At 61.6% G+C, this 13,503-nt stretch carries 15 protein-coding genes; 6 read left to right on the top strand and 9 right to left on the bottom strand.

Annotation, left to right across the window (positions count from 1 at the left end):
- Nucleotide 1: 1 nt before the first annotated feature.
- From K4O48_RS01675 to K4O48_RS01660, 4 genes are read left to right on the top strand one after another with little or no spacing between them, the layout of a single operon-like run.
- On the top strand, nucleotides 2-814 hold the full coding sequence (locus K4O48_RS01675; protein ID WP_409518915.1) for an ABC transporter ATP-binding protein: 813 nt from the start codon (nucleotides 2-4) through the stop codon (nucleotides 812-814).
- On the top strand, nucleotides 807-1,517 hold the full coding sequence (locus K4O48_RS01670) for an ABC transporter ATP-binding protein (protein WP_222910469.1): 711 nt from the start codon (nucleotides 807-809) through the stop codon (nucleotides 1,515-1,517). The genes K4O48_RS01675 and K4O48_RS01670 overlap by 8 nt, the downstream gene beginning before the upstream one ends.
- Nucleotides 1,517-2,404, top strand: a complete 888-nt coding sequence (locus tag K4O48_RS01665; RefSeq protein WP_222910468.1) for a branched-chain amino acid ABC transporter permease — start codon at nucleotides 1,517-1,519, stop codon at nucleotides 2,402-2,404. Before K4O48_RS01670 ends, K4O48_RS01665 begins: the two co-directional genes overlap by 1 nt.
- 1 nt (nucleotide 2,405) lies before the next feature.
- A complete protein-coding gene (locus tag K4O48_RS01660) occupies nucleotides 2,406-3,386 on the top strand; it encodes a branched-chain amino acid ABC transporter permease (protein ID WP_222910467.1) in 981 nt (326 codons plus the stop codon).
- Here K4O48_RS01660 and K4O48_RS01655 read toward each other — a convergent pair whose 3' ends face one another.
- The 4 genes from K4O48_RS01655 to K4O48_RS01640 form a co-directional block, all read right to left on the bottom strand.
- Nucleotides 3,387-4,157, bottom strand: coding sequence for a ParA family protein (locus tag K4O48_RS01655; protein ID WP_222910466.1), 771 nt, complete (start codon nucleotides 4,155-4,157; stop codon nucleotides 3,387-3,389).
- A 91-nt stretch (nucleotides 4,158-4,248) separates the two neighbouring features.
- Entirely contained in the window at nucleotides 4,249-5,043 is a 795-nt protein-coding gene (locus K4O48_RS01650) for a thymidylate synthase (protein ID WP_222910465.1), read from the bottom strand.
- A gap of 104 nt (nucleotides 5,044-5,147) precedes the next feature.
- The gene (gene lgt, locus K4O48_RS01645) at nucleotides 5,148-5,948 is read right to left on the bottom strand and encodes a prolipoprotein diacylglyceryl transferase (protein ID WP_222910464.1); all 801 of its coding nucleotides are present in this window, start codon (nucleotides 5,946-5,948) and stop codon (nucleotides 5,148-5,150) included.
- A 10-nt stretch (nucleotides 5,949-5,958) separates the two neighbouring features.
- Nucleotides 5,959-6,741 (bottom strand): sulfite exporter TauE/SafE family protein, encoded by a 783-nt coding sequence (locus K4O48_RS01640; RefSeq protein WP_222910463.1) that lies wholly within the window; start codon nucleotides 6,739-6,741, stop codon nucleotides 5,959-5,961.
- A gap of 158 nt (nucleotides 6,742-6,899) precedes the next feature.
- Here K4O48_RS01640 and K4O48_RS01635 point away from each other — a divergent pair, with 158 nt between their 5' ends.
- On the top strand, nucleotides 6,900-7,679 hold the full coding sequence (locus tag K4O48_RS01635) for an NRDE family protein (RefSeq protein ID WP_222910462.1): 780 nt from the start codon (nucleotides 6,900-6,902) through the stop codon (nucleotides 7,677-7,679).
- Here the strand turns inward: K4O48_RS01635 and ptsP are convergent.
- Both ptsP and K4O48_RS01625 read right to left on the bottom strand, forming a co-directional pair.
- Nucleotides 7,676-9,949: a phosphoenolpyruvate--protein phosphotransferase gene (gene ptsP, locus K4O48_RS01630; protein ID WP_222910461.1), complete on the bottom strand. Its 2,274-nt coding sequence runs from the start codon at nucleotides 9,947-9,949 to the stop codon at nucleotides 7,676-7,678. The genes K4O48_RS01635 and ptsP overlap by 4 nt on opposite strands.
- Before the next feature lie 19 nt (nucleotides 9,950-9,968).
- Nucleotides 9,969-10,448: an RNA pyrophosphohydrolase gene (locus K4O48_RS01625; RefSeq protein WP_045432287.1), complete on the bottom strand. Its 480-nt coding sequence runs from the start codon at nucleotides 10,446-10,448 to the stop codon at nucleotides 9,969-9,971.
- A 178-nt stretch (nucleotides 10,449-10,626) separates the two neighbouring features.
- On the opposite strand from K4O48_RS01625, the gene K4O48_RS01620 reads away from it, so the two are divergent.
- Complete coding sequence (locus tag K4O48_RS01620; RefSeq protein WP_222910460.1) at nucleotides 10,627-11,280, top strand: HAD family hydrolase; 654 nt, start codon at nucleotides 10,627-10,629, stop codon at nucleotides 11,278-11,280.
- A 34-nt stretch (nucleotides 11,281-11,314) separates the two neighbouring features.
- Here K4O48_RS01620 and K4O48_RS01615 read toward each other — a convergent pair whose 3' ends face one another.
- From K4O48_RS01615 to K4O48_RS01605, 3 genes are read right to left on the bottom strand one after another with little or no spacing between them, the layout of a single operon-like run.
- Entirely contained in the window at nucleotides 11,315-11,782 is a 468-nt protein-coding gene (locus K4O48_RS01615; RefSeq protein WP_222910459.1) for a DUF2269 family protein, read from the bottom strand.
- Entirely contained in the window at nucleotides 11,779-13,047 is a 1,269-nt protein-coding gene (locus K4O48_RS01610; protein WP_222910458.1) for an SDR family oxidoreductase, read from the bottom strand. The genes K4O48_RS01615 and K4O48_RS01610 overlap by 4 nt, the downstream gene beginning before the upstream one ends.
- Entirely contained in the window at nucleotides 13,047-13,487 is a 441-nt protein-coding gene (locus tag K4O48_RS01605) for a DUF2269 family protein (RefSeq protein WP_222910457.1), read from the bottom strand. The genes K4O48_RS01610 and K4O48_RS01605 overlap by 1 nt, the downstream gene beginning before the upstream one ends.
- Nucleotides 13,488-13,503 lie beyond the last annotated feature (16 nt).

Raw genomic sequence — 13,503 nt, 5'->3', positions numbered from 1 at the left:
CATGGCGACCACGCGTAGTCGCACAGCCGGAGAAGCCACAGCCTCCCCGGCCGCCGGTGCCCAACCGCGCGTCGTGCTCTCGGCGCGCGGGTTGCGCCGTGAGTTCGGTGGGTTCGTTGCGGTCAACAACGTGGACCTGGACGTACACCACGCTCAGGTCCATGCGCTGATCGGCCCCAACGGCGCAGGCAAAACAACGGTGTTCAACCTGCTGACGAAGTTTCTGCAACCCACCAGTGGCAGCATTCGGCTGCTCGATCAGGACATCACCCGTACCGATCCCGCTAAGGTCGCGCGCATGGGGCTGGTGCGGTCGTTTCAGATTTCCGCGGTGTTTCCGCATCTCAGCGTGCTGGAAAACGTTCGCGTGGCGTTACAACGGCCGGGCGGGTTGGCGACACAGTTCTGGCTGCCGCTACGCTCGCTGAACCGATTGAATGACCGGGCCATGGCGCTGATCGAGTCGGTTGGGCTGCAAGATGCCTGTAACAGTCCGGCTGCGGATCTTTCCTACGGCCGCAAACGGGTACTGGAAATAGCCACCACACTGGCGCTCGAGCCGAAAGTGCTATTGCTCGATGAGCCCATGGCCGGGATGGGCCACGAGGATGTGCACATTGTCTCCGACCTGATTCGCGAGGTGGCTCGCAGCCGGGCGGTGCTGATGGTCGAGCACAACCTGAAGGTCGTTGCTGACCTCTGTCATCAGGTAACCGTACTGCAGCGCGGCGAGATCCTCACCTCCGGCGATTACAGCAGCGTCAGCCAGGATCCACGGGTGCGAGAAGCGTACATGGGGACTGACGATGAATGATGTGACCCCCCTGCTGAGCGTGCGTGAGCTGAACGCCTGGTACGGCGAAAGCCATGCGCTGCACGGCATCGATCTGGATGTACATCAGGGCGAAACCGTAACGCTGCTAGGCCGCAACGGCGTCGGCAAGACCACTGCACTGCGCTCGATCATGGGCATCATTCGCAAGCGCACCGGAACCATTCATTTCGACGGGCACGACATGATGCGCGTCCCCCTGCATCGCGCCGCCCACACCGGAATCGGTTTCGTGCCGGAGGAACGGGGGATCTTCGCCACCCTGACCGTTGACGAGAACCTTAACCTGCCCCCCGTGATCGCCAAAGGTGGCATGTCCACCGCCGACATCTACGCGCTATTTCCCAACCTCAAGGAACGGCGCAACAGCGCCGGCACCAAGCTCTCCGGGGGCGAGCAACAGATGCTCGCCATCGCGCGCATCCTGCGAACCGGGGCGAAATTGCTGTTGCTGGACGAACCCACGGAAGGCCTGGCACCGGTCATCGTCCAACGGATTGGCGATGTCTTGCTCACGCTCAAGCAGCGCGGCATGACCATCCTGCTGGTCGAGCAGAACTTCCGTTTCGCCAGCAAAGTGGCCGACCGTTTCTATCTCGTCGATCACGGCAAGATCGTCGAAAGCTTCCACGTGGACGAGTTGCCAAGCCGCATGTCCTTACTCAACGAAACCCTGGGGGTCTGATGACGGAGATCTTCGGCGTACCCATTCAGGCCTTTCTCGGCCAGCTGCTGATAGGTCTGATCAACGGCTCGTTCTACGCCATGCTCAGCCTCGGCCTGGCGATCATCTTTGGCCTGCTGAAGGTCATCAATTTCGCCCACGGCGCGCAGTACATGATGGGCGCCTTTGCCGGCTATCTGCTGCTGGCCGTCTTGGGCATCGGCTACTGGCCGGCGCTGATCCTTGCACCCCTAATTGTTGGTCTGGCCGGCGCAGCCGTTGAGCGGCTGGCGCTGTCGCGGCTGTATAACCTGGATCACCTCTACGGACTGCTCTTCACCTTTGGTCTGGCGCTCGCGCTGGAAGGTGCGTTCCGCTACTACTACGGCTCCTCAGGCCAGCCCTATGCGGTGCCGAGCCTGCTTTCGGGTGGCTACAACCTCGGGTTCATGTTTTTGCCCAAATACCGCGCCTGGGTCGTACTGGCGTCCCTGCTGATCTGCCTGGGCACCTGGCTTTTGATCGAGAAGACCAAGCTCGGCTCCTACCTACGCGCCGCAACGGAAAACCCCACGCTGGTGCGCACTTTCGGCATCAACGTGCCGCTGCTTTTGACCTTCACCTACGGGCTCGGCGCCGGACTGGCGGGATTCGCCGGCATTCTTGCCGCGCCGATCTATCAGGTCAGCCCTTTGATGGGCTCGAATCTGATCATCGTAGTGTTTGCCGTGGTGGTAGTCGGCGGCATGGGCTCGATCCTCGGCGCGATCATCACCGGCTACATGCTCGGCATTCTTGAAGGGCTTACCAAGGTGTTCTACCCCGAAGCCTCTAACATCGTGATCTTCGTGGTCATGGCAATCGTGCTGCTCGTGCGTCCAGCGGGCCTGATGGGAAGGGATGCCTGAGATGCAGCAAACGACCGCAGCTTCTGCAACGCGAAAGGGTTGGAATACCGAGACCATCCTGATCTTCATCGGCATAGCAGCGCTCGTTCTGGCGCCGCTGTACTTCTATCCGGTGTTCCTGATGAAGGTGATGTGCTTTGCGCTCTTCGCCTGCGCCTTCAACCTGTTGCTGGGCTACACCGGCATTCTTTCCTTTGGCCATGCGGCGTTCTTCGGCGGCGCCGCGTATTTCACCGCCCACGCGGTGAAGGAATGGGGCCTGACACCCGAACTGGGCGTTCTGGTTGGCGTGATTGGCGCCGCCCTGCTTGGGCTGGTGATTGGCTTTCTGGCGATCCGACGGCAGGGCATCTACTCGACGATGATCACCCTGGCGCTGTCGCAGATGTTCTTCTTCTTTTGCCTGCAAGCGCCATTCACGCACGGCGAAGACGGCATCCAGGGCATCCCTCGTGGCCACCTGTTCGGCCTGATCGACCTGAAGGAGCCTCTGAACATGTACTTCTTCGTGCTGGCGGTGTTTCTGCTCGGGATGCTGGCCATCTGGCGAATCATCAATTCCCCGTTCGGCATGATCCTCAAGTCGATCCGCGAAAACGAAAACCGCGCCATCTCACTCGGCTATACGGTGTCGCGCTACAAGCTGGGCGCCTTCGTCATGTCGGCCGCGCTGGCCGGGTTGGCTGGGGGCATGAAAGCGCTGGTGTTCCAGTTTGCCACGCTGACCGATGTCAGCTGGCAGATGTCCGGCGAGGTGGTGCTGATGACGCTGCTCGGCGGTATCGGCACGCTGGTGGGGCCTGTGTTCGGCGCGGCGCTGGTGACCAGCCTTGGCAACTACTTCGCGACATCCGAGCTGCCTGTCACGCTCGTTACCGGCATCATCTTCATGGTGTGCGTGCTGATTTTCCGTCGCGGCATCATTGGCGAGCTCTACGCGTCGCGCCTCGGTCATCGCATCCAACGGTCACGCAAAGACTGATCAGCCGTCCTCAAGGCAGCTGTGTAGCTCGACGTATTGCTGGCTGAGCTTATGTCGCGGATCGAAGTGAATCAGCGGCATGCACGCCTGATGTGATTCGCGCATGCGCACCGAGCTCATCAGATGCACCGGCAGCACCGGCAGGCCCTCGGCCCGCAGCTCATCGATCATCTGTTGCGGCAAAGCGGCGCGTGGCTGGAACTGATTCACGATGATGCCTTCCACCACGAGCGCGTCGTTATGGTCTTCTTTCAGCTCCTCGATTTCATCGAACAGGCCATACAGCGCCTGACGGGAAAAACTGTCGCAATCGAAAGGGATCAGGCAACGGTCTGCCGCGATCAACGCCGACAGGGTGAAAAAATTCAGCGCCGGCGGGGGATCGATGTAGATCCGCTCGTACTCTTCGGACAGGGTGATCAGCAGCTTTCGCAGCTTGGTGATCTTGTGCTTGGCTTCCAGCTTGGGCTGCAAGTCGGCCAGCTCTGCAGTCGCGCCGATCAGGTGCAGGTTCTCGAACGGCGTTTCCGTGATGGGCGGTCGCGCTTTTTTGCCAGCCGGACCACCGCTCAGGACTTGCTTGAAATAGTCAGCCATGCCGGTAGGCAAGTCTTCACCGCAGAAACCGGTGAGGTATTGGCTAGCGTTGGCCTGAGCATCAAGGTCGACCAACAGCGTGCGGTAGCCCTGAGCGGCACTGACCGCGGCGAGATTGCAGGCAATGCTGGTTTTGCCGACCCCACCCTTCTGATTGAACACCACCCTGCGCATGACACGACCCTCAAAATCCCTGAGCGGTCGAGTCTATACGGCAAATGTGACGGACAGACTAACCGTTGCGGCAAACCAGACCAATGTCCAATCAGACCGCCACAGGTGCCTTGATGTGCGGATGGGCTTCGTAGCCGACCAACTCGAAATCGTCTATGCGAAACGCAAACAGGTCCTTCACATTCGGGTTGAGCTTCATCGTCGGCAAAGGCAGCGGTTCGCGGGTCAGCTGCAGATCGGCCTGTTCGAGATGGTTGGCATAGAGGTGGCAATCGCCACCGCTCCAGATGAACTCACCGGGCTGTAAATCACAGACCTGCGCCATCATCAGCGTCAGCAATGCGTAGCTCGCAATATTGAACGGCACGCCAAGGAAGATATCTGCCGAGCGCTGGTACAACTGGCAGCTGAGCTTGCCGTCGGCGACGTAGAACTGGAACAAGGCGTGGCATGGGGGCAGCGCCATCTGATCGACCAGCGCCGGATTCCAGGCCGAGACAATCAAGCGACGTGAGTCCGGGTTCTTCTTGATCATCGCCAGCAGGTTGGCAATCTGATCGACGGACTCACCATTGGGTGCCGGCCAGCTGCGCCATTGGTAACCGTAGACCGGGCCCAACTCCCCGTTCTCATCCGCCCACTCGTCCCAGATGCGCACGCCGTTTTCTTTCAGGTACTTGATGTTTGTGTCGCCCTGAAGAAACCAAAGCAGCTCATGAATGATGGATTTCAGATGACATTTCTTGGTGGTCACCAGCGGAAAGCCTTCAGCCAAATCGAAGCGCATCTGATGGCCGAACACGCTGTAGGTGCCGGTGCCTGTGCGATCGCTTTTGAAGGTGCCGTGCTCGCGCACATGGCGCATCAGGTCGAGATACTGTTTCATCGATGGGCTCGAAACGGGCGCCGAAGCGCAGTGAAAAAGATGTTGCGAATAGTAAGAGCCGACGCCCGACTTGTCTTGCGCTTGGCGACCAGCCGGGCGTCCGATCAGGCCGGCGCCTTGGCCGGCTCCTGGCGGTAACCCCAGGCGATCATCCCGGCGCCGATCAGCACCATCGGCACGCAGAGCACTTGCCCCATGGTCAGCCAGCCGAACGCCAGGTAACCCAGCTGTGCGTCCGGCACACGGACGAATTCGACGATAAAGCGGAAGATGCCGTAGCACACGGCGAACAGCCCGGACACTGCCATGGTCGGCCGCGGTTTGCTGGAGTAGATCCAGAGAATCACGAACAGCGCCACGCCTTCGAGCGCGAACTGATAGAGCTGTGAAGGGTGACGCGCCAGCTGTTGGGGATCGGTTGGGAACACCATCGCCCAGGGCACGTCTGTCGCCTTGCCCCACAGCTCGGCATTGATGAAGTTGCCAATCCGCCCGGCACCCAGGCCAATCGGCACGAAGGGGGCGATAAAATCCATCAGCTCGAAAAATTTCTTGCCGTTGCGGCGGGCAAAGATCCAAGTGCACAGCAACACTCCAATCAGGCCGCCATGAAAAGACATGCCGCCTTTCCAGACCTGAAAAATCAGCGTCGGGTCGTTGATATACGACGCCAGGTCATAGAACAGCACGTACCCCAGCCGCCCGCCGACGATGACGCCCATGGCGACCCAGAACACCAGATCGGAGAGTTTGTCCTTGTCCCAGCTCGGATCGAAACGGTGCAACCGGCGCGAGGCCAGAAACCAAGCGCCGCCGATGCCGATCAGGTACATCAGGCCGTACCAGTGGATTTGCAGCGGGCCTAACGAAACGGCCACGGGGTCTATCTGCGGATAAGGCAGCATCCAGGTTTCCTCAGATCAAAAAGTTGATGCCGACGCCCAGCAATAGCAGCGCGAACAAGCGCCGCAGCATCAGAGGCGATAGGCGATGCGCGAGCTGCGCGCCAGTACGGGCAAAAAACATGCTGGTAATAGCGATGCCGGCCAGCGCAGGCACGTACACGAATCCTAAGCTCCAGCCGGGCAGGTGAGCATCCTGCCAGCCGACCACCGCAAAACTCAACGCGCCCGCGAGCGCAATCGGCAGGCCGCACGCAGCGGAGGTCGCCACCGCCTGCTGAATGGGAACGCTGCGCCAGGTGAGAAAGGGCACGGTAAGCGAACCCCCACCGATTCCGAAAATCGCCGACGCCCAGCCGATCACGACGCCTGCCACAGTCAGAACCGGCTTGCCTGGCACGTCGGCGCTCGCTTTCGGTTGCAGGGAAAAGCCCATCTGGACGGCCATGGCAATGGCGAACACGCCGATGATCTTTTGCAGCATGGGCCCTTGAATGGCGGCAGCTGTCACGCTCCCGAGCGCCGCGCCAATCAGGATACCGAGCGTCATCCAGCGCACTACGGGCCAGCGCACGGCCCCTTTGCGGTGATGAGTCAGGATGGAGTTAACCGAGGTAAATACGATGGTGGCCAGCGACGTGCCGACGGCAAGATGGGTCAGGATCAACGGATCGAAGCCCTGCGCGGTGAAGCTGAACACCAGCACCGGGACGATAATCAGGCCACCGCCAACACCAAACAGCCCCGCCAGCACCCCCGCGAAGCCACCCAGCAGCAGATAAAGCGCGAACTCCATCGGACCACCCTGCAAAACAAAGCGGCATGTTAGCGGAAAAAGGCGGAGTGGGCGGCTCGCTCGAACCGCGGCGCCCGGTATCGCTGAGATAGACGGTCTGGCATCCATGACGGGTTATCGTCTAGCCTCGCAGTTCCGCTATTCATGGTTCCGCTCGCATGTGTTTGATCGTCTTTGCCTGGCGTCCGTCCCACGCGTTGCCGTTGATCGTTGCGGCCAACCGTGACGAATTTTATGACCGCCCTAGCCTACCGCTCGGGCACTGGCCGGATGCCCCACAGGTCGTTGCCGGTCGCGATCTACAAGCCGGCGGCACCTGGATGGGCGTTGGAGCAGACGGTCGATTCGCCGCGCTGACGAATATCCGCGCGCCAGGAACACCAACCGGTGCTCGCTCCCGAGGGGAACTGCCCGAGCGATACCTGCGCGGCCAGTTATCCCCTGACGCCTATCTGAACGAGCTGGGCGGGCATCTCGAGCACTACGCCGGCTTCAATCTGCTGGTCGGCGATGCGCATCAGTTGTGGTACTTGAACTCGCGTGCTGCCACGCCAGAACAGCTGCCACCGGGGGTCTACGGCTTATCCAACGCGGCGCTTGATTCGCCCTGGCCGAAACTGGTCCGCGCGCGCGCAGCATTACAAGACTGTCTGGAAGGGCCGGATCAGAGTGCGCTGCTGCATTTGCTGAGCGACACCCAGCTGGCCGCTGATGCTGATCTGCCGAGTACCGGCGTGCCATGCGAGTGGGAAAAAAGGCTATCGAGCGTGTTTATCGCCAGTGAGGATTACGGGACCCGGGCCAGTACCGTCGTGATGCGCCGCGCAGATGGCTCAACAGAGATCACTGAGCGCACCTTCGGTCCGACTGGCGGGGGAGAGACTATTCATATCAGGCTGCCGGCGTTCAGTCAGGCAACGGAGTCACAGAAGGCCTAGAGTGCCGCCGACGGATTGACCATGCGATCCAATCCCAGGTTACGCAGGGTCAGCTGCACAGTGGCATGAATCACCTGTGGGCTGTCCATCATCATGACCTTGGTCAGCAGCTCGCGAGCCATGGTCGAGCTGATCTGGCGCAGCATCCACTTTACCTTTGGCAGGTTGGTAGCGTTCATCGAGAGGCTGTCGAAGCCCATCGCCAGGAGGAGAATGGCGGCGCTGGGGTCGCCGGCCATCTCGCCGCAGATGCTGACCGGTTTGCCTTCGTCATGGGCTTCCCGCACGACACGTTGCAGTGCCTCAAGCACCGCCGGATGCAGATAGTCATAGAGATCGGCCACACGCGGGTTATTGCGGTCGACAGCCAACAGGTATTGCGTCAGATCGTTCGAGCCTACCGAGATGAAATCCACCTGACGCGCCAGCTCGCGAGTCAGGTAAACCGCGGCCGGCACCTCAATCATTACGCCCACCGGCGGCATCTCGACGTCGGTGCCTTCGTCGCGCACCTCGCCCCAGGCACGGTGAATCAGATGCAGCGCTTCTTCCAGTTCCCGCGTGCCGGAAATCATCGGCAGCAGGATACGCAGGTTGTTAAGACCGGCACTGGCCTTCAGCATGGCGCGGGTCTGTAGAAGGAAGATCTCAGGGTGATCGAGGGTGACGCGAATCCCGCGCCAGCCCAGGAAGGGGTTTTCTTCCTTGATCGGGAAGTACGGCAGGCTTTTGTCGCCGCCAATATCGAGGCTGCGCATGGTCACCGGCAGCGGATGGAAGGCTTGCAGCTGCTCGCGATAAATCGCCATCTGCTCCTTCTCGCTGGGGAAGCGCTCCTTGATCATGAAGGGCACTTCGGTGCGATACAGGCCGACACCCTCGGCGCCACGCTCCTGCGCCCGCACCACATCGGCCAGCAGGCCGGTATTGACCCAAAGCGGAATGCGCACGCCGTCGGTGGTTTCGCAAGGCAGCTCGCGCAGGATGTCTAGCCCTTCGGAAAGCTGACGCTCCTGCTCGGCCAGGACCAGGTATTGCTCACGCAGCACCTTGGCAGGATTGGTGATGATCTCGCCACGCGTGCCGTCGATGATCAGCTCGATGCCATCAACCTTGGAATACGGCAGGTCCACAGCGCCCATCACCGTCGGGATGCCCATCGCTCGCGCCAGGATCGCCACGTGCGAGTTGCTCGAACCGAGCACGGAGACCATGCCCATCAGCTTGCCTTCCGGCACCTCACCGAGCATGGCCGGGGACAGCTCCTCGCTGACCAGAATAGTGTTGTCCGGATAGGTCAGCGTTTGCTGGCGAGCCTGCTGCAGATAGCCGAGCAGCCGGCGGCCGATGTCCTTGACGTCCGAGGCGCGCTCGCGGAGATAGGCGTCGTCCATCATCTCGAAACGGCCGACGTGATCACTCACTACCTGCCGTAATGCACCCTGGGCCCACTGGCCGGTGCGGATGACCTTGGACACCTCGCCGCCGAGGGCGGAGTCGTCGAGCATCATCAGGTATACGTCGAACAGCGCGCGCTCTTCCTTGCGCATCTGCGTGGCGAGTTTTTCGGACAGTGCGCGCATATCGGCCCGCACGGCCTCAAGCGCCGTCTCGAACAGTTCGAGCTCGGCTGGAATGTTGCTGATTGTTTTGTCCGGCACCACGTCAAGATCCGCAGGTGGCAGCACGACGACAGCCGTACCCACGGCCGCACCGGGCGCACCGGGGATACCGATGAAACGGGTTTCCTGAATACCTTTGCCTTGCCGACCGAGCCCCCGGATCGAACCGGTAGCCTCCGCGTGGGCGATGACCCCAGCGAGCTGCGCGCTCATGGTGACGAGGAACGCCTCTTCGCCTTCGTCGAACAAACGCTGCTCTTTCTGCTGGATGACCAGTACGCCCATTACCCGCCGATGGTGAATGATCGGCGCCCCTAGAAACGAGGCATAACGTTCTTCTCCGGTCTCGGCAAAGTAGCGGTAACGGGGGTGCTCGGAGGCATGTTCGAGGTTGAGCGGTTCCTCGCGAGTACCCACCAGACCGACCAGGCCCTCGTTGGGGGCCATGCTGACCTTGCCAATAGCCTTCTTGTTCAGGCCTTCGGTGGCCATCAGCACAAAGCGTCCGGATTCCGGATCGAGCAGGTAAACCGAGCAGACCTGGCTGGCCATGGCCTCCCGAACCCTCAGCACAATGATGCCCAACGCCGCCTTGAGGTCCTTGGCGGAGTTGACTTCCTGGACAATCTTGCGAAGCGTGCCGAGCATGCTCAGGGGCTTTCTCCCGTCAATCCCGCGCCAGCAGGCGCGGGGCGAGTTCTTTTAAGGCGCGACGGTAGACCTCGCGCTTGAAGGTGACCACCTGACCCAGCGGATACCAATAACTGACCCAGCGCCAACCATCGAACTCGGGCTTGCCGGTGAGATCCATTCGTACCCGGTCCTCTGCCCCCGTCAGGCGTAGCAGGAACCACTTCTGTTTCTGGCCGATGCACAGCGGCTGGCTATGAGTACGGACCAGACGCTGCGGCAGACGATAACGCAACCAGCCACGGGTGCAGGCGAGAATTTTCACATCCTGCTGTTCCAAGCCGACTTCTTCGTTGAGTTCACGGTAGAGGGCTTCTTCCGGCGTCTCGCGCGGATTGATTCCGCCCTGCGGGAATTGCCAGGCGTCCTGATTAATTCGCCGGGCCCAAAGCACCTGTCCGACATCATTGGTCAGGATGATGCCGACATTGGGGCGAAAACCATCGGAGTCGATCACGGCATACAACCTCGCAAACGCATGTCGCGGCATTGTTCCACAAAAACGCGAAAAGCAGAAAGCGCGCCGAGAAGCCATTACGCCACCTGCTCAAGGCGCGTCTGCGCACTGCCGCAGCTGCAACACGAGGGACAATCCCGCTATGCTTCGCCTCCCTTCATCGCGTGAGGAATGCCGCGTGCGCCTGGCTCTATTCGATCTCGACAACACCCTGCTGGCCGGTGACAGCGACCATGCCTGGGGTGAATTTCTTTGCCAGCGCGGGCTGGTCGACGCCGATGCCTACCGTGCCCGCAATGACGCCTTCTATCAGGATTATCTCGCCGGCGAGCTGGACGTACTGGACTACCAGAATTTCTGCCAGGAACTGCTGGGGCGCAGCGAGATGGCGCAGCTAGCGCAATGGCACGCCGAATTCATGCGCGACCACATAGAGCCCATCGTACTGGCCAAGGGCGAAGCGCTGGTGCGCCAGCATCATGCAGCCGGCGATCGGGTGGTGATTATCACCGCCACCAACCGCTTCATTACCGGGCCAATCGCCAAACGCCTCGGCGTCGACACACTGCTGGCCACCGAATGCGAGATGCTGGACGGGCGTTACACCGGCCGACTCACCGACGTGCCCTGCTTCCAGGAAGGCAAGGTCACCCGCATCGAGCGTTGGCTACAGGAAAACGACCAGAGCCTGGACGACAGCTACTTCTATAGCGACTCGCGCAATGACCTGCCGCTGCTGGAACGGGTGAGCCACCCCGTCGCGGTCGATCCTGATCCGACGCTCCGCGAGATCGCCCAGCAGCGCGGCTGGGGCATCATCAGCCTGCGCTAACGCAGGCTTGTTGCCGATTCGTACGCGCCGACGCCTAAGCGCCCTTGCTGACCATCAAGTAAAAGATCGCCATAAACGAGAGAAAGGCTGGCCAGCCCAGCGCAAACCACCAACGCATGTAGCGAGCGGTCGCTGCAGGCAGAGGCGTGCCGTCACGCAGTGCCTGCTCGGCCAGCTTGTGCACGCGGATTTGCAGCCACACGACTGGCAACCAGCAGGCGCCCGCCACGACATAGAGCCCGATGCTCCACAGCAGCCACGGCTGGCTGAGATCGAAGCCGGCGAGGTGAACCAGCGCCAACCCGCTAAGCGGCTGAATGATGGCGGTGGTTGCGGTGAAGGCCCAGTCGGCGAAGACCAGATGCCGAAACGTCACCGCAATGACTTCGATCTTGCCGCTGCGCCATGCACGCCAGCTGTAATAGGCCGACCCTAATCCCGTCCCGAAGAGCACCGTCGACGACAGGATGTGCAGCGTTTTGATCAACAAATACAGGCTCATCGTCGACACTCCGGCATGGGTTCGGTCCACAACAGCCACAGCGTAGCCACCATCAGCACCAGGTTCTTGCCAACCGCGGCGAAGGGGTCGTACCAGTAATGCGGCAGCCACAGAGTAATGATCAGCATGTAGCCAAGCATCAGCACCAACTGTGCCCGCAAGGCATGGCGGCGCCAGCGTTGCGACAGCAGTCCGACCCCCAGCAGCGCATCCGTGAGCGCGCCAGCAATGATCGCGGCATCGGCACGCCACCCACCCACGCCCAGCTCGGCCATGATTCGCAGGCCCCAGTCGTAACCCGGCCCCAGACAGACCACAGCCGTGCCTAGCCAGATCAACACCAGTACGGCGAGCAGCAACGGGCGCAACGCCAACGACACGCTCTGCTCTCGCCGTGGCCAGCCGACCAGTCGGCTCGCCAGCGGCGGCGCCCGATAGCCACAGGTCGCGTGCATCGCCTCGGGTGACGCCAGGTTGTCGCGCTGCGCCAGCACCCACGTTTGCGTATTCAGCGCCTGCCAACCGAGCCGATCGCCCAGCCTCGCGCCCAGCCCCGAGAGCGCATGAGGAATGCGGACATAGCGTGCGGGCGCCCAGCCCTGAGCCGCACGCAGCCGATCGAGTAGTTGTGGCAGGGTCAGGGCTTCGGTGCCCACCAGCGGCACAATGCATGGCGTGGTAGGCCAATGGCGCAACAGTCCAAGTACCGCCGCGACCAGGTCATCCACATGAAGCGGCTGGGCCCGGGCCTGGATATCGAGGAGGGGTATCAGCGGCCAGGGAGACAGACGGGTCAACCATGCGCTGCTTGCCCCGCCTTCGCCAACCACCAACGAAGGCCGCAACACAACGGCGGGGATTCCCAGCGAAAGGAGGTATTCATCGGCTGCCGCCTTGCTAGCGAGAAACGGCACATCCTGTTGGTCGCCCGCACCGAGGGCGGACAGCTGAATAACACCGGCGCCGTTGTGTGCGGCCAGGTCAAACAGCGCGCGGGCGCCTAGGTTCTGCACATTGGCGAGGTGACGCGGATCGGTGCTCAGTACGCCGGTGGCGTTGATCACCAGCTCGACTCCATTCGGCCAGTCGAAATGTTCGGGATGGCTGGTCAGGTTGGCCAGATCCAGTGGCCGCCAGCATACGCCGGGGAGCTCGGCGCCATGTCCTGACCGAGAGGTGGCGACCAGCCGATGGCCCGCGCCCTGTAGTGCCCGCAGCAGATGCCGGCCGATGAAGCCGCCTGCACCGACCAGCAGGATGTGCATCAGACGGGCTTGGCTCCCATCAACCCCATGATCGCGATGAGTATCAACAGGATCAGGCCGGCGTAGACCAGCGCGAAACGCGGCAGCTTGGCCGGTGCCGGCATGTCACCCAGCCCCTGCCAGGCGCGCAGGCGACCGCCGAGCAGCAGGCCGAGCGGCACCAGCACCAGAAACAGCACCGAGCTGGCCAGCAGCCACAGCTGGCCCAGCGGAAACCCAGCCAGGTGGGCCAGCCACCAACCCGTCAGCGGCAACAGCAACGCGAGCACGGCCAACAGCGGAAGGGAAAACAGCCGAGTACGCTGCAGCTTTTGCTGCAGCACGGTCGGATCGGCACGGCGCCAGGCCTTCCAAAGCATGACGATGTGGGCGATCAGACCGAGCGTGAGCAGAATTGCCAGCACGGAGTGGACGATATTCAGCAGTTGGTAATGTTCCATCAATCCTCGCGGTACG

Source organism: Pseudomonas sp. DNDY-54 (genome assembly GCF_019880365.1).
Classification (GTDB): domain Bacteria; phylum Pseudomonadota; class Gammaproteobacteria; order Pseudomonadales; family Pseudomonadaceae; genus Stutzerimonas; species Stutzerimonas stutzeri_P.
This window is presented reverse-complemented; position numbering and strand designations above follow the sequence as displayed.

Coding starts and splice junctions, on each gene's coding strand:
- K4O48_RS01675 (WP_409518915.1), top strand. CDS start 2: ATGGCGACCACGCGTAGTCGCACAGCCGGAGAAGCCACAGCCTCCCCG.
- K4O48_RS01670 (WP_222910469.1), top strand. CDS start 807: ATGAATGATGTGACCCCCCTGCTGAGCGTGCGTGAGCTGAACGCCTGG.
- K4O48_RS01665 (WP_222910468.1), top strand. CDS start 1,517: ATGACGGAGATCTTCGGCGTACCCATTCAGGCCTTTCTCGGCCAGCTG.
- K4O48_RS01660 (WP_222910467.1), top strand. CDS start 2,406: ATGCAGCAAACGACCGCAGCTTCTGCAACGCGAAAGGGTTGGAATACC.
- K4O48_RS01655 (WP_222910466.1), bottom strand. CDS start 4,157: ATGCGCAGGGTGGTGTTCAATCAGAAGGGTGGGGTCGGCAAAACCAGC.
- K4O48_RS01650 (WP_222910465.1), bottom strand. CDS start 5,043: ATGAAACAGTATCTCGACCTGATGCGCCATGTGCGCGAGCACGGCACC.
- lgt (WP_222910464.1), bottom strand. CDS start 5,948: ATGCTGCCTTATCCGCAGATAGACCCCGTGGCCGTTTCGTTAGGCCCG.
- K4O48_RS01640 (WP_222910463.1), bottom strand. CDS start 6,741: ATGGAGTTCGCGCTTTATCTGCTGCTGGGTGGCTTCGCGGGGGTGCTG.
- K4O48_RS01635 (WP_222910462.1), top strand. CDS start 6,900: ATGTGTTTGATCGTCTTTGCCTGGCGTCCGTCCCACGCGTTGCCGTTG.
- ptsP (WP_222910461.1), bottom strand. CDS start 9,949: ATGCTCGGCACGCTTCGCAAGATTGTCCAGGAAGTCAACTCCGCCAAG.
- K4O48_RS01615 (WP_222910459.1), bottom strand. CDS start 11,782: ATGAGCCTGTATTTGTTGATCAAAACGCTGCACATCCTGTCGTCGACG.
- K4O48_RS01610 (WP_222910458.1), bottom strand. CDS start 13,047: ATGCACATCCTGCTGGTCGGTGCAGGCGGCTTCATCGGCCGGCATCTG.
- K4O48_RS01605 (WP_222910457.1), bottom strand. CDS start 13,487: ATGGAACATTACCAACTGCTGAATATCGTCCACTCCGTGCTGGCAATT.